We start from the raw sequence: 21660 nt of genomic DNA, 5'->3' as shown, positions 1-21660 counted from the left end.
TCTTTTAGCCGTATGGGCTATCGTGCATTCTTCAACTCGCGGCGCACCTTGCGGCTTGCAAGCTGCCCGGATTCATCCCCGCCGTTCATCCCGGGAAATTATCCGGCGTCTTGGCGGCCGAACGTGCCGTTGCATTTGAAATCACATTGCGTTTTACCAGCTCGGTCAGATTGCTGTCCAGCGTCTGCATGCCGACATTGGAGCCGGTCTGAATGGCCGAATACATTTGTGCAATTTTTGCTTCACGTATCAGATTGCGAATTGCCGGTGTGCCGAGCATGATTTCATGTGCGGCCACGCGACCGCTGCCATCCTTGGTTTTCAGCAGCGTTTGCGAAATGACGGCCTGCAGTGATTCGGACAGCATCGCACGCACCATTTCCTTTTCATCGCCAGGGAAGACGTCGATGATACGGTCTATGGTTTTTGCGGCAGAGGAGGTGTGCAGGGTGCCGAACACCAGATGGCCGGTTTCCGCTGCAGACAGCGCCAGGCGTATGGTTTCCAGATCGCGCAACTCGCCGACCAGCACCACGTCTGGATCTTCACGTAGCGCCGAGCGCAATGCGTTCTCGAAGGAGTGCGTATGCGGTCCCACTTCGCGCTGGTTGATCAGGCATTTTTTCGAGTCGTGCACGAATTCGATCGGATCTTCAATCGTCAGGATGTGTGCGTATTCGTTTTCATTGACGTGATTGACCATCGCTGCCAGCGTGGTTGATTTGCCGGAACCGGTCGGGCCGGTCACCAGCACCAGGCCGCGCGGTTTGAGCGAGAGCTCGGCAAAAATCTTTGGCGCATGCAGATCTTCCAGACTCAGGATTTTGGATGGAATGGTACGCAGCACCGCCGCGGCACCGCGATCCTGATTGAAGGCATTGACACGAAACCGCGCCAGGCCGGGAATGGCGAAGGAAAAATCGATTTCCAGACGTTCTTCATACACCTTGCGCTGACCGTCGTTCATGATGTCATAGATCATGCTGTGCACATCCTTGTGCTCCAGCGGCGGCAGGTTGATGCGGCGCACGTCGCCGTGCACGCGTATCATCGGCGGCAGGCCGGCCGACAGATGTAAATCGGAAGCTTTATTCTTGACCGAGAACGCGAGTAGTTCTGAAATGTCCATTTATAATCCCTGAGCCTGCAAAATAAAAGGTGAAGCAAGAGGTGGAGCAAAAAGGTCTGGCACCGATGCACGCGACCGAAAGGTGGCGTGAATGTTAAATAATGTCTTAAAGAACTTTGATTATGTCTGTAATAAGGCAAAACTTGCAAGCTGTGCGTCAGCGTATTACCGACGCTGCGAACAGCGCGCAACGCGACGTGCACGAGGTCGAACTGCTGGCGGTATCCAAGACGTTTGGCGCGGATGCGGTGCTGGCTGCGGCAGAGGCCGGGCAGCGTGCATTCGGTGAAAATTATTTGCAGGAAGCGTTGGATAAAATGGACGCTGTCCGTGCGATGCGGCCCGATCTGACGCTGGAATGGCATTTCATCGGACCGATACAGAGCAACAAGACGCGGCCGATTGCCGAGCATTTCGATTGGGTGCATGCGGTCGATCGTGAAAAGATCGCACACAGGCTGTCCGAACAAAGGCCGGCCATGCTGCCGCCCTTGAATATCTGCCTGCAAGTCAACATCAGCGGTGAAGCGAGCAAGAGCGGTGTGCTGCCTGCCGATGCGGCAGAGGTGGCGAAGGCCATCGCCAAGCTGCCGCAATTGCGCTTGCGCGGCTTGATGGCGATTCCCGAGCCGGAAGACGATGAGGTGCGGCAGCGTCTGTCTTTTCATCAGCTGCGTGTTCTGTATGAACAATTGCGTGCTGAAGGTTTGCCGCTGGATACCCTGTCTATGGGTATGTCGGCCGATATGCCGGCGGCGATTGCCGAGGGCGCTACAATCGTGCGGATAGGCTCCGCCATATTTGGAACAAGGAATTATGCAAAATAATCTGAAAATATGCTTTATAGGCGGCGGCAATATGGCTGCTGCACTGATCGGCGGCCTGGCCGGGAAACTGACTGCGGCACAGAATATTCATGTGGTCGATATCAGTGCCGATGCGCTGGCCAAATTGCATGCGCAATTCGGCGTCACGACTGCGACGGAGATCGATGCAAGGATAGTCGACAGCGATGTGGTCGTGCTGGCAGTCAAGCCGCAGCAAATGAAAGGTGTGGCGACGCAAATTCTGCCGCATATCGGCACGCAACTGGTGCTGTCTATCGCCGCCGGCATACGCGCAGCCGATTTGTCGCGCTGGTTGAATGGTCATCAGGCTATCGTGCGCACGATGCCGAATACGCCGGCCCTGATCGGCAAGGGCATCACCGGCATGGTGGCGACTGCCGGCGTAAGCGATGCGCAGCGTGCGGCCGCAGATGCCATCCTGCGCGCGGTGGGCGAGACGGTATGGCTGGACGATGAAAAACTGATCGATCCAGTGACAGCGGTCTCCGGCAGCGGCCCGGCCTATGTGTTTTACTTTATCGAAGCGATGCAGCAGGCCGCGCAGGAAATGGGTTTGACCGCAGAGCAGGGCAATGCGCTGGCAGTTTCCACCTTCGTCGGCGCCGCACAGCTGGCGGCACAGGCGTCCGATCCGGTTTCTGTCTTGCGCGAACGGGTGACATCCAAAGGCGGTACTACTTATGCTGCGCTGACCAGCATGGAAGAGAGTGGTGTCAAGCAGGCCATCATCAACGCAATGAAAGCCGCCGCCGCACGCGGACAAGCGCTGGGTGAGGAATTCGGACGCGACTGATCTGTTCCTGCGATAGCGAGCCAGCGATTGCAGTGCATCGCAGGCAGGCGTAAAAGTAGGAAGAAAAACGATAAAGGCCGAATGTTCTTCTGGAACATTCGGCCTTTAGGCTATCTGGAAACGCAAGTCGTCTAGTTGCCGAGAATTATCTGCGCAATGATGCCTGTGGCGACCGCGATCAGTACATAATCGGGGCCGGTCTGCACCCATTGATAACCGCGTGGAGGTGCGTGCAGATGATGGCCGCGCCAGTCGTTCACCACATATTGCCTGCTGCGATATTCATATGGAATACGGCTGCCTTTGTAGAAATCGTGGCGCGGACCTGCGCCGCGGCCATTATGTTTTCCATTGTCATGTGCGCCAACATGGTTGTTGCGATTGTTGCGATGATCGTTGCGACTGTCATGTCCTCTGTTGCCGCCTTTTCCGTCGCGCTGACCGTGTGCATTGTGACCACGATCATTGCGGTGATCGTCACGTTGTGCGAAAGCGGAACCGCCGGCCAGCAGGCTGACTGCCATGATGGTGGAAATAACGATTTTCTTGTTCATATGTGCTCCTTGTGACAGTGAAACTGCATGACATGCTGTTAATCAGCTTAGTCATTCCTTCAGCGTTTGGTAGCAGTATCTTTCGTGTTGCTGAACGATAATCTCATTACATACGAAATAAGTTTTCAGAACCAGCCTGATTTGGTAAGGCGCGTAACCAGATGTATCCACACGGAAAACATTTCAAATCGCGGATGCGATCTGGGGAGATTACTCCACAGAATGAGTCTTGTGGAGATATGCGTGGAATATGAGCGCTAGCTCAAATCAATTTCAATCCGATTGCGTCCTGCTTGTTTGGCGCGATAAAGCGCCGCGTCGCTACGGCATAGCGATACGTCGATGTTTGCATCGCTTGCATGCATCATGGCAATGCCGATGCTCACGGTCACATTGATATCCTGATTGAGTGCAATGAGTGGTATTTCAGCGAGTTGGGAGCGAACGCGTTGCGCAAAAATTTCTGCCTCGGCGATACCTGCATCGAATAGCACGACGGCAAACTCTTCACCTCCGACGCGACCTACCGTATCGTTTCTGCGCAATGCGTTGCGCAGAATCACGGCGAAATGCTTGAGCACCAGATCGCCTATGGCATGACCGTAACTGTCATTGATTACCTTAAAATGATCAAGGTCGCACATCAGAACGGCTGTCCGCGCACCAGCGACGCGCCGGGTACGCGCCAGCTCTTCGTCCATGCGCGTCATGAAATAGCGTCGATTCGGCAGTTGCGTCAAAAAGTCGATGGTGGCAAATCCCTGCAATTCAATTTCGATGCGTTTGCGCTCGGTGATGTCCGTGATGAAGCCGTGCCACAGTGTGCTGCCATCCGGCAATCTGCGTGGCCGCGCCTCGCCTTGTCGCCAGCGCAAACCTTGCCGGGGCAAGACGACACGATATTCGAGATGCCAGGGCAGCAGGCTGCTGGCGGACGCATTGAGTGAAGCGCTGTAATTTGCAACATCATCCGGATGAATGATTTGATGCACGGGAGTGCTTGTGCTGGCGACCTGGTCCGGCGTGAGCTCGTAAATGTCCTTGATTCCCTCGCTGGCATACGGGAAAAATGCCTGGCCATCCGGCAGCACCTGATACTGATACACCAGCCCAGGTACTTCATTCGTCAGGGAGGTGATCAGATCGACGCTTTGCTGAAGCTGCTCGGACAGAGAATGCATGGACGTGATGTCTGTCGTTGTGCCTAGCATGCGCAGCGGATTGCCTTGCGCGTCGCGACTGACAACCTTGCCGCGGCTCGATATCCATTTGTAGCTGTTGTCCTTGCAGCGGATGCGGTGTTCCACTGCATAGCTTTCTGTTTTCTGATCGAAGTGATCCTGTATCGCGGCCTGGACATAAGCAAGGTCATCAGGATGAACGCGCGTGTAACTGTCGGTGATCCGATTGCCAATTTCCGCATCCGTGTAACCCAGAATGGCCTTCCAGCCAGATGAGTAGCTGATTTCTCCGGTAGGGACATTGCGATCCCAGATACCTGTTCCACTTCCCTCGATGGCGAGCGCCAGGGTTGCCTTGCTATGGAGTAGCGTATCTTCGGCTTTCCTGATTCTGGCTTCAGCGTCATGGCGTACGATGGCAATGGATGCCATGACCGCAAAGTCGGCAATTGCTTGCTGACACTCATCACTTGCAGTGCCTTCTTTTCGTGAATAGGCAACGAACATTCCGGACATGCAGTTTGCCGTAGACCGGATCGGCGTCATTGAACATACATGCAAGTCATGTTGCAGGGCCAGATGGTGAAGGCGGGAGCAAAATCGATTTGCTTCGATATCCTCTGCAGTGATTTGCAGTTTGCTGTCCATCGTCATGCCGTCAATTGCGCGACAGTAGTCGGGAGGCAGGCTGGGTGCTGCACCCAGACGTAGACAGTTGCCTGCTTCCAGCAGCAGAACGGCAATCATGATTCCGGGATTCTGAGTCTCAATGTCGCAGGCAATGCAGTTGAGCGTCTGGGTCAAAGGCGCATCGTGTGCAATATGCGCCAGCGTCAAATTATTCACTTTCAACGATCTTTGATGCAAATTGAAATCCATGGCGGTCGCAGAAATATTAATATTTGTTCGTACACATGATTGTCCGCACAAGGATAATCATGTGAAGCGATGATGGGTGATTGAAAGCCAAGACAGCCAGCGTTACTTATTATTGCATCAAACATCTGGATGATGCCTGAATGGCAATGTTAAATTTATCTGGATGTCCTGCCATGGCAGTGGCCGTTTGTCGCGCTGAATCTTTGCACATGTCGGCTGAAAATCGTTGCCGAATCAAGGATGAAAACAAGAGAGCACAGCGCAATATGATCGATACGATTTGTATCGCTTACACAGAGGGATGATTTGTGTCGACTACCTCGATCACCTTTTTGCTTGTGATCCCTTTGCTGACGGTTTCGCCATCATTGGCTCGCAAGGCCCAGAACGACAGTGACGATAGAATCGTCAAGCCGCCCAGTGTGAGAAAAGCATGATGCAATGCGCCGACAACTGCGGTGCGATCGGATTGCGGTAAATCGCCCAGATACCAGGCTGCGATAAGCGAGCCGAACGCCAGCCCGAAACTCATGGACATCTGCTGCATCGAACTGGCAATGGTGCTGGCCATGCTGGAATCTTCCGTCTTGACATCCGCGTACGCCATCGAATTCATGCTGGAAAATTGCAGCGAGTTGAAGAAGCCTTGCGCCAGTCCGAGCAGCAGGATTACCCAGATCGGTGTTGTTGACGTAATGATGGAGAACAGGCAGATGGTGATGCCTATCATGACTGTATTGACGATCAATACCTTGCGGTAACCGAAGCGCCGCAGTACCTGGACTGAAATCAGCTTCATCACCATCGCCGCGGCTGCAGTCGGCATCATCAGCAATCCTGATTGCCAAGCCGGCAGACCCAATCCTAGTTGGTAAAGCAGTGGCAACAGGAAAGGCAGACCGCCTACACCCAGGCGTGTGATGAAACCGCCGGCGACAGAAATACGAAATGTGCGTGTTTTGAATAGCGCAAGCTGCAGCAACGGATGCATCGCATGTCGCGCATGCCATACATAGGCAGCCAGCAGGCCCAGTGACAGCAGGAACAGAATGGCGGTCGATGTCACATCGAGATAGTGTTCGCCGAATATTTCCAGTATCCATGAAAGCAAGGCGACGCCTGAGCCGAACAATGCCAGTCCGACGACATCCAGCGGTCGCGCTACATCCGAGCGATAGTCGGGCATGTGGCGATGAATCAGCCATTGCGCGATCAGACCGATCGGCACGTTGACGAAAAAAATCGCCTGCCATGGCAACCAGTGCACGATCAGGCCGCCGAGGGTCGGACCCAGCAAAGGGCCGATCAATGCAGGGATGATGACGAAGTTCATCGCCGCCAGTAATTCCGATTTGGGGAAAGTGCGTATCACGGTCAGTCGTCCAACCGGCATCATCATCGCGGCACTGAAGCCCTGCAGCGTGCGCGCCGCCACCAGCATCGGAACATTGACGGACAGGCCGCACAAGATGGATGAAAAAGTGAACAGGCCGACGGCCGTGCTGAAGACGCGTCGGGTGCCGAAACGATCCGCCATCCAGCCGCTGATCGGAATCGACACGGCCAGGCTCAGAATGTAGCAGCTGACAACTGCCTTCAGGCTTAATGGCGTGACGTTGAGACTGGCTGCCATCGAAGGGATGGCGGTGTTGATGATGGTTGAGTCCAACTGCTCCATGAACAGTGCAATCGCCACCACCCACGGCAAGTATCGTTTGACCTTAGGATTGTCGGCCTGGATGAGGGGTGAATGTGGTGAAGACATTTCCCTTCCTTGGAGTCATGTATCAGCGCAGCAGATAATCGAGCACAACGCCGCCGAAAATCGCGGCTCCCAGCCAGTTATTATGCAGGAAGGCTGCAAAGCAGCCGCCGCGTTCGCGCTTGCGTATCAGCGTGTAGTGATAAATCGCGCAAGCTGCTGCAATCAGCATGCCGATCGTGAACCATGTACGCAGGCCGAGCTGCCAGCCGACGATAAAGATCAGTCCCAGCGTCACCGCATAGCAAAACATCACGGCGGCGACATCGTAGCGGCCGAAGGTGATGGCTGAAGTTTTCATGCCCAGCTTCAAATCGTCTTCGCGATCGACCATCGCGTATTCGGTATCGTAGGCAACCGCCCAGAACACATTCGCCACCAGCAGCCACCACGCGGCTGCCGGTACCGTGTTTTGTACCGCAGCAAATCCCATCGGAATACCGAAACCGAAAGCGATGCCGAGATAGGCTTGCGGGATCGCAAAGAAGCGTTTGAAGTAAGGATAAGTGCCGGCGATGATGACGGCCGCAATCGATAGCTGTTTGGTCAGCGTATTGAGCGGCCAGATCAATGCAAAAGAAAGCAGCGCCAGCGCCAGTGCCACCAGCAATGCTTCGCGCGGCTGGATTTTGCCGCTGGTAACCGGGCGATCTACCGTGCGTTGTACATACTTGTCGAAATCGCGATCAGCGTAGTCGTTGATGGCGCAACCGGCCGAGCGCATCAAGATCGTGCCCAGGGTGAAAATCGCGACCAGCGTCCAGTCTGGTTTGCCGTCCGACGCCAGCCAAAAGGCCCACAAGGTGGGCCATAGCAGCAGCAATATGCCTATGGGTTTGTTGAGACGAACGAGCCGGAAATACAGTTGCAGACGATTCATGAGGCGATGTTTATTGTGTAATGGAGCAGGGCATGGTTGATTGCGCAGGAGATCAGCCTTCAGACAGCGGTTCGTCGGGCAGCATCGTCACGCCGGACAAATCGCAGGACAGCAAGGCTTGTCTCACTTCCTCGATGGCGACGCCGCGCGTAAAACTTTTACGCCATACCAGCACCACGCGACGCGACGGACCCGGCTGTACAAACGGGATGTAACGCAGCATGCCATCTGTCGTATGCATGTCCGGTACCGATGCCTGCGGCAAGACAGTGATGCCGATGCCGGAGGCGACCATGTGACGTATCGTCTCCAGCGACGAGCCTTCAAAGGTGCGCGCGATACCGTCGCCACTGGTCGAGAAGCGTGACATCTCCGGACATACTTCCAGCACCTGGTCGCGGAAGCAGTGACCGTTGCCGAGCAGGAGCATGGTTTCGGATTTCAAGCTGTCGGTCGTGATACTGCTGCGAGATGCCCATGCATGCGATTTGGGTACGGCGACGACAAACGGTTCGTCGTACACAGGCTGCACCAGCAAACCCTGGTCGGGGAAAGGCAGAGCGACAATCGCTGCATCGATTTCGCCCTGACGTAACTGCTCAAGCAATTTGACGGTGAAATTTTCCTGCAGCACCAGCGGCATTTGCGGCACGCGCTCTATCATCGCCTTGACCAGGGGCGGCAGTAGATAGGGGGCGATGGTGTAAATGATGCCGAGGCGGAACGGGCCGACCAGCGGGTCCTTGTTCTGCTTGGCGATTTCCTTGATGGCGGCGGTTTGTTCCAGCACGCGTTCGGCCTGCGCAACGATTTGCACACCCAGCGGCGTCATCGATATTTCGCTGCCGCCACGTTCAAACAGCGTGACGCCCAGTTCATCTTCCAGTTTCTTGATGGCGACCGACAAGGTTGGTTGTGCGACGTGACAGGCTTCGGCGGCATGGCCGAAATGTTTTTCACGGGCGACAGCGACGATGTATTTGAGTTCGGTAAGAGTCATGTTCTGGCCAGGCTGATGCAGTGGACTTGCGAAGCGTTCATTCTATACCTTCAGGTAATCTTCGCGCGCCCCCAGCCAGCGCGCCAGATGCGCCCCTACTGTGGCCGGATCGTCGCGCAACAATGTCTGCGCTACATCGCGTGCACGATCAACCAGCCACTGATCGGTTTCCAAGTCGGCAAAACGCAGCATCGCCTGACCGGACTGGCGTGCACCGAGAAATTCGCCGGGACCGCGTATTTCCAGATCCTTGCGCGCAATTTCAAAACCGTCGGTCGATTCGCGCATGATGCGCAGGCGCTGCCCGGCGATCATGCCGAGCGGGCCCTGATACAGCAGCAGGCAGACGCTGGCTGCGCTGCCGCGCCCGACCCGTCCGCGCAATTGATGCAATTGCGACAGGCCGAAACGTTCTGCATGTTCGATCACCATCAGCGATGCATTCGGGACATCGACGCCGACTTCGATCACGGTCGTGGCGACCAGCACGTGCACTTCGCCGCGCGTGAATGCGTCCATCACTTCCTGTTTTTCCATCGACTTCATGCGGCCATGCACCAGACCGACGTTCAGATCAGGCAAGGCTGCGACCAGAGTCTGATGCGTATCGGTGGCGGTTTGCAGTTGCAGCGCTTCCGATTCTTCAATCAAGGGACAGACCCAGTACACCTGCCGTCCTTCGAGTGCGGCGGCGTGTACGCGCGCGATGACTTCATCGCGACGATTCTGATCGATTACGCGTGTGACGATGGGGGTGCGTCCCGGCGGTAGTTCGTCGATGACGGATACTTCCAGATCGGCGTAGTAGGTCATCGCCAGCGTGCGCGGAATCGGCGTGGCCGACATCATCAGTTGATGCGGGATCGTTTGTTTGGTCGACGCAAGATTATTGTCCAAACCCTTGTTGCGTAATACCAGTCGCTGGCCGACGCCGAAGCGATGCTGTTCATCGACGATGACCAACCCCAGCTTTGAAAACTGCACGTCTTCCTGTATCAATGCATGCGTGCCGATGATCAATTGCGCTGCGCCTGATTCGATGCGCGCCTTGGCTTCCAGCTTTTCTTTTTTCTTCAGACTGCCGGTCAGCCAGGCAACGTTCACGCCCAGCGGTTCCATCCAGCCGGCAATCTTGCGGAAATGCTGATCGGCCAGAATTTCTGTCGGCGCCATCAACACAGCCTGAAAGCCGCTGTCGATTGCCTGCGCTGCGGCAAGTGCGGCGACCACGGTTTTGCCGCTACCTACGTCACCCTGCAACAGTCTTTGCATGGGGAAGGATTGCTGCAGGTCGGCGCGAATTTCTTCAAGCACGCGCTGTTGCGCACCTGTGAGTGCAAACGGCAGCTGTTTTAAAAAGGCCTTGGACAGTTTGCCTATTGTGGGCAAGACCGCCGCACCTTTTTCGCGGCGCGCGATTTGCGCGCGCTTCATCGACAATTGCTGCGCCAGCAATTCGTCGAATTTCATGCGCACCCAGGCCGCATGCGAGCGGTCGGCCAATGCGCTTTCATCGATATCGGGTGGCGGATTGTGCAACAGGCGCACTGCCGGTTCGAAGGGCATCAGATCGAGCGAGGCGCGCAATGGTTCCGATAATGTATCGCGCCATTCGATGCGCGCCATCGCATCGATGATGGTTTTGCGCAGCAGGGTTTGTGACAGGCCTTCACCGGCCGGATAAACCGGTGTCAATGCCGATGGCAAGGGTGCGCCTTCTGTCACCATTTTGTAGGAAGGATGTACCATCTCTGCACCGAAGAAACCATGTCGTACTTCGCCGCGTGCACGCACGCGATTGCCTTCGGCCATCTGCTTGACCTGGCTGCCGTAAAAATTCAGGAAGCGCATCACCAGTTGGCCGGAGTCGTCCGCAATCGTCACGACCAACTGGCGACGCGGGCGGAAAGCGACTTCGCAGGAGGTGACTATGCCTTCTACCTGCACTGCGCGACCGAAGATGAACCCGGCTTCACCGATGGTCTTGATCTCGGTTTCATCTTCATATCGCGCGGGCAGGTGCAAGACTTTATCCATGTCTGAGCGCAGGCCGAGCTTGATCAGTTTGTCGTCGATTTTGGCGGCGCGAGTGGGTGCTGCCGCCTTGCTTGATTGGGCAGTAGTTTTGGCAACGGATGCGGGCTTTTTCTTCAGTACAGGCATATCGGGCCGAAAATGGGCGGCAGGGCGTAAAATAGCGGGTTTTGTGATGACTGCGGCGATGGCTTCATGACTTGCGTATTGCATCACATGAAAGTGCCGATCCGGCAAGCTTTGCAACCATAGCAGTTCTGCCGCGCGATTGCATGCAAACAGATTAAATTTGTCTGCATCACACCTCGGACAGTAAAACCGATGTCTTCAAACTATTAAGCGCATGTATTCACTTTCCGATTTTGATTTCGAACTGCCGCAAGAGTTGATTGCGCAAACGCCGCTGGCCGAACGCAGCGCATCGCGCCTGTTGCAGGTGCTGCCGGATGCGATGATCGATCGCTCATTTGCCGATATTGTCGATTTGCTGGCGCCTGGCGATCTGCTGGTCTTCAACGATACCCGTGTATTGAAAGCGCGTTTCTTCGGCGTCAAGGAAACCGGCGGCAAGGTCGAAGTATTGATCGAGCGCGTGATCGACTCGCGTCATGTGCATGCACAAATCCGCGCCTCGAAGTCGCCGGTCGCCGGCATGTCCATTCGTCTGGCCGATGCCTTCGATGTGATCGTCGGTGCACGCGTTGGAGAATTTTACGAACTGCAATTCCCAGGCGATGTATTCGAGCTGATAGAAGCACACGGCCGCCTGCCTTTGCCGCCATATATTGAACATGCGGCCGATGCCTACGACGAAACGCGTTATCAAACTGTGTACGCCAAAACGCCGGGCGCGGTTGCGGCGCCGACCGCAGGTTTGCATTTCGATCAGACCTTGCTCGATATCTTGAAAGCCAAGGGTGTGCAGTTTGCGTATGTAACCTTGCACGTAGGTGCCGGCACTTTCCAGCCGGTGCGGAATGAGAATCTGGCCGAGCATAATATGCATAGCGAGTGGTATACGATTTCGCAACAGACGGTGGATGCGGTGCGCGCCACGCAGGCCGCAGGTCACAATATTGTTGCAGTCGGCACCACCAGCATGCGCGCACTGGAATCGGCATCACAAAGCGGCAGCCTGCAGGCAGGCAGCGCTGATACGCGTTTGTTTATTACTCCCGGCTACACCTTCAAGACGGTGACGCGCCTGATCACCAATTTCCATTTGCCGAAATCCACGCTGCTGATGCTGGTGTCGGCCTTTGCCGGTTACGATGCAATCCGCGCCGCTTATCAACACGCCATTTCACAACGCTATCGCTTCTTCAGTTACGGCGATGCGATGTTTTTAACCAGAATGCCACCATGCTGAATTTCAAATTACTTAATACCGATGGCAATGCGCGACGCGGCCAACTGACCGTCAATCATGGCGTGATTGAAACGCCTATCTTTATGCCGGTCGGTACCTACGGTTCGGTCAAGGCGATGTCGCCGCTGGAATTGAAAGAGATCGATGCGCAGATCATTCTCGGCAATACCTTCCATCTGTGGCTGCGTCCGGGCAATGACATCATCGCCAAATTTGGCGGCCTGCATGAGTTCATGGGTTGGGACAAACCTATCCTGACTGACTCCGGCGGCTTCCAGGTATTTTCGCTTGGTGAAATGCGCAAGATTACCGAAGAGGGCGTGCATTTTTCCTCGCCTATCAATGGTGATAAATTATTCCTGTCGCCGGAAGTATCGATGCAGATTCAGCGCGTATTGAATTCCGATATCGTCATGCAGTTCGATGAATGCACACCGTATGAAATCGATGGTCGCCCTGCGACTGCCGATGAAGCGGCCAAGTCCATGCGCATGTCCCTGCGCTGGGCCCGGCGTTCGCTGGATGAGTTCAACCGGGAAGAAAATCCGAATGCGTTGTTCGGCATCGTGCAGGGCGGCATGTTCGAACATTTGCGCGACGAGTCGCTGGCCGGGCTGGAAGAGATCGACTTCCACGGCGTCGCTATCGGCGGCTTGTCGGTAGGCGAACCGAAAGAAGACATGATGCGCGTGCTGGAACACGTCGGCCCGCGCCTGCCTGCCAATAAGCCTCATTACCTGATGGGCGTCGGTACGCCGGAAGATCTGGTGGCGGGCGTATCCAACGGCATCGACATGTTCGATTGCGTGATGCCGACGCGGAATGCGCGCAACGGCTGGTTATTTACGCGCTTTGGCGATATCAAGATCAAGAATGCGCGTTACAAGGATGACAAGCAGCCGCTGGATGCAAGTTGCGGCTGTTACGCCTGCCGCAACTTTTCGCGTGCTTATCTGCATCATTTGCATCGCACCGGCGAAATTCTGGGTGCGCGCCTGAACACGATACACAATCTGCACTACTATCTGGACCTGATGCGTGAAATGCGGGAAGCCATCAGCGAAGGGCGTTTCCAGCTGTTTGTGAGGCAATTCCATGCGGATCGTGCACGCGGCACCTAGACCGTATTTCGCTAATTCCCATGGAGCACTGGAAACTATTCTTCCAATGCTAGAATAACCGACTTATTTATTACAACTACCTGGAGCATTCCGTGTTTATTTCCAACGCATACGCAGCAGCACCAGCCGCCAGCGGCATCATGGGCAGCCTGACTCAGTTCGTACCTATTCTTTTGATGTTTGTCGCACTGTACTTCCTGATGATACGTCCTCAGATGAAACGTCAGAAAGAACACAAGCTGATGGTAGAAGCGGTCACGCGCGGCGATGAAGTCGTTACCTCCGGCGGCGTACTGGGCAAAGTTACCAAGGTATCGGATGTCTACGTGTCGATCGAAGTCCAGGAAGGCACCGAATTGGTCCTGCAAAAAAGCGCGATCACGACTCTGTTGCCAAAAGGTACGATCAAATCGCTGTAATGGGTTAACTGCCCCACCTCCGCTCGCCGGATGTGGGGTTGATTTTTGTCTGACGTTCCACCCTGAACCCTGAAACAATATGAATCGCTATCCCCTCTGGAAGTACATTACGATCGTCATCGCTCTGCTATTGGGCGCGTTGTACACGATACCGAACTTCTTCGGCGAGTCGCCGGCTGTGCAAATCAGCAGCGCCAAAGCCACTGTCAAGGTAGACAGCTCCCTGATGACGCAGGTTGAGCAAGTGCTGCAAAAGGCCGGTCTCCAGTCCGATGGGATGGTGTACGAAACGATAGGCACGCAAGGCACGGTGCGTGTGCGTTTCCCGAATACCGATGTCCAGTTCAAGGCCAAGGGTCTGCTGGAAGCCAATCTGAATCTCGATCCGGCCGATCCAACCTATCTGGTCGCGTTCAATCTGTTGCCGAATACGCCTGCATGGCTGCAAAGCCTGCACGCAGCGCCCATGTATCTGGGTCTCGATCTGCGCGGTGGCGTGCATTTCCTGATGCAGGTCGATACCAAGGCTGTCATGAACAAGCGCGTACTCGGCTTGCAGGCCAGCGCGCGCGCCATCCTGCGTGACAAGAACGTACGTCATGCCGGCATTGCCCGCAATGGCGACAACATCGAAATATCGTTCCGCGATGCCGAAACCCGCTCCAAGGCGCGTACTGCGCTGGGCGACGAGTTGCGCGAGTTGCTGCTGACCGATGCCGGTAGTGGCGATGAGCTCAAACTGGTAGGCGCGCTGCAACCGGCGGCGTTGAAACAGACGGTGGAAGACGCAGTACAGCAAAACATCACCACCTTGTCCAAGCGGGTGAATGAACTGGGTGTGGCCGAGCCATTGATCCAGCGTCAGGGCGCCGACCGCATCGTGGTGCAGCTGCCTGGCGTGCAGGACGTTTCGCGCGCCAAGGACATCATCGGTAAAACAGCAACGCTGGAAGTGCGTCTGGTCGATGAAACCGTCACCCGCGGTACCGAAGACACGGCGACGATTTCATTCGGTTCCGAACTCTTCAAGGTCGGCAAGAATGCGCCGGTGGTTCTGTACAAAGACCCTATCATTACTGGCGAATACATCTCCAGCGCCTCTGCCAGCTTTGATCAGAATCAGCAGCCTTCTGTCAGTATCGATTTGAACGGCGACGGTGGTCGCCGTATGCGTGAAGCGACCCGCTCGCGCGTCGGCAAGGCTATGGCAATTGTACTGTTCGAGAAAAACAAGGGTGAAGTGCTGACGGTCGCGACGATACGCGACGAGTTGGGCGCACGCTTCCAGATTACCGGCATGGGTTCATCCGAAGCCGCCAGCGATCTGGCCTTGCTGTTGCGTGCCGGCTCGCTGGCGGCGCCGATGGAAATCATCGAAGAACGTACGATCGGGCCGCAACTCGGTGCAGAAAACATCGAGAAGGGTTTTGATTCAACGCTGTATGGTTTTATCGGCATCGCGATTTTCATGATTCTGTATTACCGCGCCTTCGGCTTCTTCAGCGTGTTTGCACTGGCTGTCAACGTGATGCTGCTGATCGCCTTGCTGTCCATGTTGCAGGCGACGCTGACGCTGCCGGGTATTGCCGCGATTGCGCTGACGCTGGGTATGGCGATCGATGCCAACGTGCTGATCAATGAACGGATACGGGAAGAATTGCGTGCCGGGCATTCGCCGCAGACTGCCATTGCGATGGGTTTCGAGCGTGCATGGGCGACGATTCTCGATTCCAACGTCACGACCTTGATTGCCGGCCTGGCCTTGCTGATTTTCGGCTCCGGTGCAGTGCGCGGTTTTGCCGTCGTGCATTGTCTCGGTATTCTGACCTCGATTTTCTCTGCCGTATTTGTATCGCGCGGCGTCGTTAATCTCTGGTACGGCCGCAAGAAAAAACTGACATCGATCTCTATCGGCCAGGTCTGGAAACCCACCGACTGATAGCGCAGGACGGCGTGGCAATATGCATGCCGTCACGCATACGATTTAGCAAATAGAGCAAGACTTAGCATTTAGACAGACCGCTGGCACGACGCATAAAGTGCGACACCATGCAGCGGTCGCCATGAGAGGAAAGTGATGGAGTTTTTCCGCATCAAAAAAGATATCCCGTTCATGCGCCATGCGCTGATTTTCAACGTGATTTCAGTGCTGACATTCGTTGCCGCCGTGTTTTTCCTGGCGCACAAGGGCTTGCATCTGTCGATCGAATTTACCGGCGGTACGGTGATGGAAATCACTTATCCGAAGCCGGCCAATATTGAGGGCGTACGCACCAAGCTCGGCGAGCTGGGTTACACCGATATGCAGGTGCAGAGTTTCGGTACCGCGCAAGACGTATTGATACGGTTGCCGGTACAGAAGAATGTGAACACCGCACAGGTCAGCGAGCGAGTGATGGGGGCACTGAAAGCGCAGGATGAAACGGTTTCCCTGAAGCGGGTCGAGTTTGTCGGACCGCAGGTTGGTGAAGAGTTGACGCATGATGGCTTGATGGCGATGGGCATGCTGGTAATCGGGGTCATGATTTACCTGGCGATTCGTTTTGAATGGAAATATGCGGTAGCAGCGATCTTTGCCAACTTGCATGACGTCGTGATCATCCTGGGCTTCTTTGCCTTCTTCCAGTGGGAATTTTCGCTGACGGTGCTGGCAGGCATATTGGCGGTGCTTGGCTATTCGGTGAATGAATCAGTGATCGTGTTCGATCGCGTGCGTGAAACCTTCCGTGATCGCAAGCACGGCAAGATGGCCGTGGCCGACGTGATGAACCACGCGATCACCGGCACGATTTCGCGTACCCTGATTACGCACGGTTCAACCCAACTGATGGTGTTGTCGATGTTCTTTCTCGGCGGCCCGACCTTGCATTACTTTGCACTCGCATTGACGATCGGCATCTGCTTCGGTATCTATTCATCGGTATTCGTCGCGGCTGCGCTGGCAATGTGGCTGGGCGTCAAACGCGAAGACCTGATCAAACCGATCAAGGAAAAAGACGAACACGATGGCGCGGTAGTGTAAATAGCGCAGACAGCAAAAAGCCGGCAATTGCCGGCTTTTTTATTATGCATGCGGCGTAGCGCCGGATCCGTATCTTCCCTCAGTACTTTTCTTTCGGTGCGCGTCCAGTCAGGTTCGCGTGCAGCTTGGCCAATTCCTTGTCCAGCGTATCGAAGTCCTGCTCGGCATAGTTGGCGAAGGATTGCTTGCCGAATGCGATTTGCGGTGCAAACACGCGCTTGAATTCGGCCTCTCCCTTGGCAGTCAAGCGCACCAGCGTACTGCGCCGGTCTGCCGGGTGTGTCACGCGCGTCACCAGCCCTTTTTCTTCCAGCCGGTCGATCACGCCAGTGAGCGTGCCTTTGGTGATCAGCGTTCTTTCACCCAATTCCTTGAATGTCATACCCGCCGTATTGCCCAGCGTTGCCACGATATCGAACTGCGATGGCGTCAAGCCGGTTCTGTTGCGGATGTTTGCACCCGACTGGCGCTCGAATGCATGAAAGCATTCGGCCAGCAAACGGATGCTGCGGAGATATCGTTCAGCCATGAATATTAATCTCGAGTCAAAATAAAAAGCCGGGCCACGATAGCGCCGGCTTTTTTCGGATTGCCGATTTCCTCTTAGTCTGCCTTGATAGCTTCAACCTGGATCGCCAGCTTGACCTCAGGCGAGAAACCATAATTGATGCCATAGGTCAGGCCGAAATCAGCACGGTTGAAGGTAGTCGATACGTCAGCGCCACATACTTCGCGTTTCAACATTGGATGTTGAATACATTTGAATTTATTGATCGCCAGAGTCACAGGTTTAGTGACGCCGAGCATGGTCAATTCACCGTCTACTGAAACAGGCTTGTCGCCATCAAACTTGATAGCTTTGCTTTTGTAGGTCGCGGTAGGGAATTTCTCGACATTGAACAGATCCTTGCTCTTTGCATGTTCATTCATTTTGGCATGGCCGAAATCGATGGAGCTGGCATCGATAGTGATATCCAGCGAACCGGTTTTTGCAGCGCGATCCAGCACGACATTGCCGCTGGTTTTATCAAACTTGCCGCGCCATACCGAGATGCCCATGTGATCGGCTTCAAAGCTTGGGTAAGTATGACTAGGATCGATCGTGTAGGTTTGTGCAAAAGCGGAGGTCGCGCTGGCGGCCAGCAAACAGATCAGTGCAATTTTGGATTTCATTCAATAACTCCTGTGAGATTTAAATAATATAAGGCGGTTTTACTGCAAAGCTTGTTGCGTTGTACTGCTATTGCGCCGCAACGACGCGAAACTTGATCGTGACTTCATCGGCCACCATGCTGGTGTCTTTCCATTCGCCATCGCCGATAGCATAGGTCAAACGCTTGATCGGCAATACGCCTTCAAACACCTGATTGGCACCGTCTTTTTTCACCGTCAGCGGGAAACTGACATCGGTGGTTTTTCCCTTGATGGTCAGCTTGCCCGTGACATCGAGCTTGCCGGCGGCACCGGCCTTGATCTGGCTGGAGACGAAGCTGGCTTTCGGGAATTGCGCGGCATTAAACCATTCCTTCTTCATGACTTCCTGGTTGTACTCGGGATCGCCCAGATCGAAGCTGGCGATATCGATATCGACGTTGGCTTTCGATGTTTCCGGTTTGGCGCTGTCGTACGAAATCTGCGCATTGAATTTTTTGAACTTCGCATCGACCGGCACATTCAATTGCTTGAAGGTGATCGTGACGCTGCTTTTTGCAGCATCGGTTTTCAGTGCGGTGGCGGCGATGGCCGGCAGCGCGACGCAAACAGTCGCGATTGCAATCCAGCGACTTGTCTTGCCAGAAATGGAGTGGAGGAACATGGACTATCCTTTCGAGTAAATGTGTTTACGGAAGCATGCGTTGCAGCGTGCGATCGCGATCGATGAATTGATGCTTGAGTGCGCCCAGCACATGCAGACAGAAGACGATCAGCAGTGTGACATTGAACGCATAATGAACCTGTTTGAGCAGGGGCTTCAGTGCGGGATCGGGAGCAATGAATGCCGGCAAAGGCAGGATGCCCAGATACACCACCGGCACGCCGGCGGCCAGAGTATAAAAATAGCCGGATAAGGGCACTGCAAAGATCAGCAGATACAGCAGGCCGTGCGCTGTGTTCGCCATCTTTTTCTGCCAGGCCGACATGCCGGGAGCGTAAGCCGGCGGCGTATGGGTCAGGCGCCACAGCAGGCGCAGGCAGGCGAGGCCGAAGACGGTCACGCCCAGCCATTTATGCCAGGAAAAATATTTGAGTTTGGTTGGCGTCAGGCCGGGAATGTCGACCATCGTCAGTCCGAGCAGGAAGGTGGCAATGATCAGGATAGCCATCAGCCAGTGTAGTGTGATGGCGGTAAGGGTATAGCGGCGCATAGTTTTATTTTGATAAATAGTCCGAACTAGAACTAATATAGCAAAATAAATAGAAGTCTGCTGGCAACCGGATTTTCACTGGCGCCAGCGCGCTTCTATTGGATGCGGCTTAAATTTCCTTGGCCAGCTTGCTTGCGTAACCAATGTAGTTGGCAGGCGTCATGGCCAGCAGCAGATCCTTGGCTTCCTGCGGGATTGCCAGCGTGAGGATGAACTCCTGCAACGCATCTTTCGAAATGCCCTTGCCGCGCGTCAGATCTTTCAACTGCTCGTACGGATTTTCGATGCCGTAGCGGCGCATCACGGTTTGCACCGGCTCAGCCAATACTTCCCATGTTTCATCCAGATCTTGTGCGATGCGCACAGGATTGACTTCGAGCTTGTTCAAGCCGCGCAGGCAGCTGTCGTAAGCCAGCAAGGCGTAACCGAAGCCGACACCGATATTGCGCAACACGGTGGAGTCGGTCAGATCGCGCTGCCAGCGCGAGATCGGCAATTTTTCCGCCATGTGCTTGAGCACCGCGTTGGCCATGCCGAGGTTGCCTTCGGAGTTTTCAAAGTCGATCGGGTTGACCTTGTGTGGCATCGTCGAAGAACCGATTTCGCCAGCCTTGGTCGATTGCTTGAAATAGCCGAGCGAGATGTAGCCCCAGATATCGCGGTTCAAATCCAGCAGGATGGTGTTGGTGCGTGCAATCGCATCGAACAGTTCCGCCATGTAGTCATGCGGTTCGATTTGAATCGTGTATGGATTGAAAGTCAGACCGAGGCGGTTTTCAATGACGCCCTTCGAGAATGCTTGCCAATCGGTATTCGGGTATGCGGACAAATGCGCATTGAAGTTGCCGACTGCGCCATTCATCTTGCCGAGTATCTGTACATCGGCGATGCGGTCGATGGCGCGCTTCAGACGTGCCACGACATTGGCCATTTCCTTGCCGAGCGTGGTTGGGCTGGCAGGCTGGCCGTGCGTACGCGACATCATGGGCAGTGCTGCATTGTCGTGCGCGAGTTGCGTCAGTTTTGCGACCAGCGCCTGCAGTGCCGGCAACATCACCGTGTCGCGCGCAGCCTTGAGCATCATGCCGTGCGACGTATTGTTAATGTCTTCCGAGGTGCAGGCGAAGTGAATGAACTCGGTGGCGGCAACCAGTTCGGGCACGTCCTTGACCTGTTCCTTCAGCCAGTATTCGACGGCCTTGACGTCATGGTTGGTGACGGCTTCGATATCCTTGATGCGTTGTGCATCGGCTTCGGTGAAGTCGGTGGTCAGCTTGTTCAGCAGAGAGTTGGCGCTGGCCGAAAACGGTTTGATTTCGGCAAAACCGGCAGTCGACAAGGCTTGCAGCCAAGCAATTTCTACTTTGACGCGGTGATGCATGAAGCCGGCCTCGGACAGGATAGGGCGGAGTTTGTCGGTTTTGGCAGCGTAACGGCCGTCCAGCGGCGAAAGAGCAGAGAGTGCGGAAAGTGGCATGATGATGGGCGACAAGCGCAATGACGTGAAAGAAAAAGCTGCCGAAAATACAAAAACGGCGCACATACGGAATTCGCCATTTTACCACCCGTATCGGTACGCGAAGCCGCTTGCCGGATCTGCGGAGAATGGCGGGCTTCTCCGTGGCGTCGATGTTATAATCGCCTTCCAATTTTCGATCTAAAGCGTCTATGAAACTGATTGGTTCTCTCTCCAGCCCGTACGTGCGCAAAGTACGTGTTGTCATGTTGGAAAAAAAGATCGATTACGATTTTGTTCTGGAAAATGTGTGGTCACCTGACACCATGATTCAGGAATCCAATCCGCTCGGCAAAGTGCCTTGCCTGGTTATGGAAGATAGCGGCGCGATGTTCGATTCGCGCGTGATCGTCGAATATCTGGATACTCTGACACCGGTCGGCAAGCTGATTCCGGCACACGGTCGCGAACGCGCCGAAGTCAAATGCTGGGAGGCGCTGGCGGACGGTGTGTGCGATGCCGCCATGCTGCTGCGTTTGGAGCATACGCTGCGTCCTGCCGAACAACGCAGCCAGAGCTGGATAGATCGTCAGACGGCGAAGGTGAATGACGGTTTGAAGGCGATGTCGGTGGGTTTGAAAGAAACTACTGCATTCTGCGCCGGCAACCAGTACACGCTGGCTGACGTGGCGGTTGGCTGTGCGCTGGAGTGGCTGACCTTCCGTTTCCCGGAAATTTCCTGGCGTACCGACTATCCGAATCTGGAAAAACTGCTGGAGAAATTGTCCGAGCGGCCATCGTTCAAGGAAACTTCGCCTAAGTAAATGCCGTAACTAAGTGACGGATC

General features: G+C 55.0%; 21 protein-coding genes. 9 read left to right on the top strand and 12 right to left on the bottom strand.

Annotated features, from left to right (window positions below; all coding sequences use genetic code 11):
• Positions 1 to 85: 85 nt before the first annotated feature.
• Complete coding sequence (locus ACIQW9_RS14330; RefSeq protein WP_402338464.1) at positions 86 to 1129, bottom strand: type IV pilus twitching motility protein PilT; 1044 nt, start codon at positions 1127 to 1129, stop codon at positions 86 to 88.
• 122 nt (positions 1130 to 1251) lie between these two features.
• On the opposite strand from ACIQW9_RS14330, the gene ACIQW9_RS14325 reads away from it, so the two are divergent.
• Positions 1252 to 1956, top strand: coding sequence for a YggS family pyridoxal phosphate-dependent enzyme (locus ACIQW9_RS14325; protein ID WP_402338461.1), 705 nt, complete (start codon positions 1252 to 1254; stop codon positions 1954 to 1956).
• A complete protein-coding gene (proC, locus tag ACIQW9_RS14320) occupies positions 1946 to 2770 on the top strand; it encodes a pyrroline-5-carboxylate reductase (RefSeq protein WP_402338459.1) in 825 nt (274 codons plus the stop codon). The genes ACIQW9_RS14325 and proC overlap by 11 nt, the downstream gene beginning before the upstream one ends.
• A 131-nt stretch (positions 2771 to 2901) precedes the next feature.
• On the opposite strand, the gene ACIQW9_RS14315 is transcribed toward proC, so the two are convergent.
• From ACIQW9_RS14315 to recG, 6 genes are all read right to left on the bottom strand, one after another.
• Positions 2902 to 3324, bottom strand: coding sequence for an RcnB family protein (locus ACIQW9_RS14315; protein ID WP_402338456.1), 423 nt, complete (start codon positions 3322 to 3324; stop codon positions 2902 to 2904).
• A 257-nt stretch (positions 3325 to 3581) separates the two neighbouring features.
• Positions 3582 to 5384, bottom strand: coding sequence for a diguanylate cyclase (locus ACIQW9_RS14310; protein ID WP_402338453.1), 1803 nt, complete (start codon positions 5382 to 5384; stop codon positions 3582 to 3584).
• Between the two features lie 289 nt (positions 5385 to 5673).
• Positions 5674 to 7149, bottom strand: coding sequence for a DHA2 family efflux MFS transporter permease subunit (locus tag ACIQW9_RS14305; RefSeq protein ID WP_402338451.1), 1476 nt, complete (start codon positions 7147 to 7149; stop codon positions 5674 to 5676).
• Positions 7150 to 7171: 22 nt separating this feature from the next.
• Positions 7172 to 8026 carry a 4-hydroxybenzoate octaprenyltransferase gene (gene ubiA, locus ACIQW9_RS14300; protein ID WP_402338449.1) on the bottom strand — a complete coding sequence of 285 codons (855 nt, stop codon included), beginning with the start codon at positions 8024 to 8026 and terminating at the stop codon, positions 7172 to 7174.
• A 52-nt stretch (positions 8027 to 8078) separates the two neighbouring features.
• Positions 8079 to 9026 (bottom strand): LysR substrate-binding domain-containing protein, encoded by a 948-nt coding sequence (locus ACIQW9_RS14295; protein ID WP_402338446.1) that lies wholly within the window; start codon positions 9024 to 9026, stop codon positions 8079 to 8081.
• Between the two features lie 42 nt (positions 9027 to 9068).
• Complete coding sequence (gene recG, locus ACIQW9_RS14290) at positions 9069 to 11189, bottom strand: ATP-dependent DNA helicase RecG (protein ID WP_402338623.1); 2121 nt, start codon at positions 11187 to 11189, stop codon at positions 9069 to 9071.
• Between the two features lie 214 nt (positions 11190 to 11403).
• Between recG and queA the strand changes: the two genes are divergently transcribed.
• The 5 genes from queA (at position 11404) to secF (ending at position 16991) form a co-directional block, all read left to right on the top strand.
• Positions 11404 to 12429: a tRNA preQ1(34) S-adenosylmethionine ribosyltransferase-isomerase QueA gene (gene queA / locus ACIQW9_RS14285; protein WP_402338443.1), complete on the top strand. Its 1026-nt coding sequence runs from the start codon at positions 11404 to 11406 to the stop codon at positions 12427 to 12429.
• Positions 12423 to 13550, top strand: a complete 1128-nt coding sequence (gene tgt, locus ACIQW9_RS14280; RefSeq protein ID WP_402338440.1) for a tRNA guanosine(34) transglycosylase Tgt — start codon at positions 12423 to 12425, stop codon at positions 13548 to 13550. Before queA ends, tgt begins: the two co-directional genes overlap by 7 nt.
• A gap of 140 nt (positions 13551 to 13690) precedes the next feature.
• Positions 13691 to 13969, top strand: a complete 279-nt coding sequence (gene yajC, locus ACIQW9_RS14275) for a preprotein translocase subunit YajC (RefSeq protein WP_050756741.1) — start codon at positions 13691 to 13693, stop codon at positions 13967 to 13969.
• Positions 13970 to 14048: 79 nt separating this feature from the next.
• Positions 14049 to 15908, top strand: coding sequence for a protein translocase subunit SecD (secD, locus tag ACIQW9_RS14270; protein ID WP_402338437.1), 1860 nt, complete (start codon positions 14049 to 14051; stop codon positions 15906 to 15908).
• A 138-nt stretch (positions 15909 to 16046) separates the two neighbouring features.
• Positions 16047 to 16991, top strand: a complete 945-nt coding sequence (gene secF / locus ACIQW9_RS14265; protein WP_402338435.1) for a protein translocase subunit SecF — start codon at positions 16047 to 16049, stop codon at positions 16989 to 16991.
• A gap of 79 nt (positions 16992 to 17070) precedes the next feature.
• On the opposite strand, the gene ACIQW9_RS14260 is transcribed toward secF, so the two are convergent.
• The 5 genes from ACIQW9_RS14260 to purB all read right to left on the bottom strand — a co-directional run bounded on the left by ACIQW9_RS14260 (position 17071) and on the right by purB (position 20834).
• The gene (locus ACIQW9_RS14260; protein WP_402338433.1) at positions 17071 to 17520 is read right to left on the bottom strand and encodes a MarR family winged helix-turn-helix transcriptional regulator; all 450 of its coding nucleotides are present in this window, start codon (positions 17518 to 17520) and stop codon (positions 17071 to 17073) included.
• A gap of 74 nt (positions 17521 to 17594) precedes the next feature.
• Positions 17595 to 18164, bottom strand: a complete 570-nt coding sequence (locus ACIQW9_RS14255; protein WP_402338430.1) for a YceI family protein — start codon at positions 18162 to 18164, stop codon at positions 17595 to 17597.
• Between the two features lie 67 nt (positions 18165 to 18231).
• The gene (locus tag ACIQW9_RS14250; protein ID WP_402338427.1) at positions 18232 to 18807 is read right to left on the bottom strand and encodes a YceI family protein; all 576 of its coding nucleotides are present in this window, start codon (positions 18805 to 18807) and stop codon (positions 18232 to 18234) included.
• A gap of 25 nt (positions 18808 to 18832) precedes the next feature.
• The gene (locus ACIQW9_RS14245; RefSeq protein WP_402338425.1) at positions 18833 to 19357 is read right to left on the bottom strand and encodes a cytochrome b; all 525 of its coding nucleotides are present in this window, start codon (positions 19355 to 19357) and stop codon (positions 18833 to 18835) included.
• Between the two features lie 109 nt (positions 19358 to 19466).
• On the bottom strand, positions 19467 to 20834 hold the full coding sequence (purB, locus tag ACIQW9_RS14240; protein WP_402338422.1) for an adenylosuccinate lyase: 1368 nt from the start codon (positions 20832 to 20834) through the stop codon (positions 19467 to 19469).
• Here purB and ACIQW9_RS14235 point away from each other — a divergent pair.
• Together ACIQW9_RS14235 and ACIQW9_RS14230 are read left to right on the top strand one after the other, a co-directional pair.
• Positions 20833 to 21018, top strand: coding sequence for a hypothetical protein (locus tag ACIQW9_RS14235; protein WP_402338419.1), 186 nt, complete (start codon positions 20833 to 20835; stop codon positions 21016 to 21018). The two genes, purB and ACIQW9_RS14235, sit on opposite strands and share 2 nt — an antisense overlap.
• A gap of 7 nt (positions 21019 to 21025) precedes the next feature.
• Entirely contained in the window at positions 21026 to 21637 is a 612-nt protein-coding gene (locus tag ACIQW9_RS14230; protein ID WP_402338417.1) for a glutathione S-transferase N-terminal domain-containing protein, read from the top strand.
• Positions 21638 to 21660: the final 23 nt, after the last annotated feature.

Origin of the sequence: Herminiimonas sp. NPDC097707 (assembly GCF_044761395.1) — a bacterium.
Classification (GTDB): domain Bacteria; phylum Pseudomonadota; class Gammaproteobacteria; order Burkholderiales; family Burkholderiaceae_D; genus Oxalicibacterium.
The sequence above is the reverse complement of the archived record's forward strand: the minus strand, read 5'-3'. Positions and strand labels throughout refer to the sequence as shown.

What these genes read in the sequence shown, in the direction of transcription:
- ACIQW9_RS14330 (WP_402338464.1), bottom strand. Translation starts at nt 1,129, where the DNA reads ATGGACATTTCAGAACTACTCGCGTTCTCGGTCAAGAATAAAGCTTCC.
- ACIQW9_RS14325 (WP_402338461.1), top strand. Translation starts at nt 1,252, where the DNA reads ATGTCTGTAATAAGGCAAAACTTGCAAGCTGTGCGTCAGCGTATTACC.
- proC (WP_402338459.1), top strand. Translation starts at nt 1,946, where the DNA reads ATGCAAAATAATCTGAAAATATGCTTTATAGGCGGCGGCAATATGGCT.
- ACIQW9_RS14315 (WP_402338456.1), bottom strand. Translation starts at nt 3,324, where the DNA reads ATGAACAAGAAAATCGTTATTTCCACCATCATGGCAGTCAGCCTGCTG.
- ACIQW9_RS14310 (WP_402338453.1), bottom strand. Translation starts at nt 5,384, where the DNA reads ATGGATTTCAATTTGCATCAAAGATCGTTGAAAGTGAATAATTTGACG.
- ACIQW9_RS14305 (WP_402338451.1), bottom strand. Translation starts at nt 7,149, where the DNA reads ATGTCTTCACCACATTCACCCCTCATCCAGGCCGACAATCCTAAGGTC.
- ubiA (WP_402338449.1), bottom strand. Translation starts at nt 8,026, where the DNA reads ATGAATCGTCTGCAACTGTATTTCCGGCTCGTTCGTCTCAACAAACCC.
- ACIQW9_RS14295 (WP_402338446.1), bottom strand. Translation starts at nt 9,026, where the DNA reads ATGACTCTTACCGAACTCAAATACATCGTCGCTGTCGCCCGTGAAAAA.
- recG (WP_402338623.1), bottom strand. Translation starts at nt 11,189, where the DNA reads ATGCCTGTACTGAAGAAAAAGCCCGCATCCGTTGCCAAAACTACTGCC.
- queA (WP_402338443.1), top strand. Translation starts at nt 11,404, where the DNA reads ATGTATTCACTTTCCGATTTTGATTTCGAACTGCCGCAAGAGTTGATT.
- tgt (WP_402338440.1), top strand. Translation starts at nt 12,423, where the DNA reads ATGCTGAATTTCAAATTACTTAATACCGATGGCAATGCGCGACGCGGC.
- yajC (WP_050756741.1), top strand. Translation starts at nt 13,691, where the DNA reads ATGGGCAGCCTGACTCAGTTCGTACCTATTCTTTTGATGTTTGTCGCA.
- secD (WP_402338437.1), top strand. Translation starts at nt 14,049, where the DNA reads ATGAATCGCTATCCCCTCTGGAAGTACATTACGATCGTCATCGCTCTG.
- secF (WP_402338435.1), top strand. Translation starts at nt 16,047, where the DNA reads ATGGAGTTTTTCCGCATCAAAAAAGATATCCCGTTCATGCGCCATGCG.
- ACIQW9_RS14260 (WP_402338433.1), bottom strand. Translation starts at nt 17,520, where the DNA reads ATGGCTGAACGATATCTCCGCAGCATCCGTTTGCTGGCCGAATGCTTT.
- ACIQW9_RS14255 (WP_402338430.1), bottom strand. Translation starts at nt 18,164, where the DNA reads ATGAAATCCAAAATTGCACTGATCTGTTTGCTGGCCGCCAGCGCGACC.
- ACIQW9_RS14250 (WP_402338427.1), bottom strand. Translation starts at nt 18,807, where the DNA reads ATGTTCCTCCACTCCATTTCTGGCAAGACAAGTCGCTGGATTGCAATC.
- ACIQW9_RS14245 (WP_402338425.1), bottom strand. Translation starts at nt 19,357, where the DNA reads ATGCGCCGCTATACCCTTACCGCCATCACACTACACTGGCTGATGGCT.
- ACIQW9_RS14235 (WP_402338419.1), top strand. Translation starts at nt 20,833, where the DNA reads ATGATGATGGGCGACAAGCGCAATGACGTGAAAGAAAAAGCTGCCGAA.
- purB (WP_402338422.1), bottom strand. Translation starts at nt 20,834, where the DNA reads ATGCCACTTTCCGCACTCTCTGCTCTTTCGCCGCTGGACGGCCGTTAC.
- ACIQW9_RS14230 (WP_402338417.1), top strand. Translation starts at nt 21,026, where the DNA reads ATGAAACTGATTGGTTCTCTCTCCAGCCCGTACGTGCGCAAAGTACGT.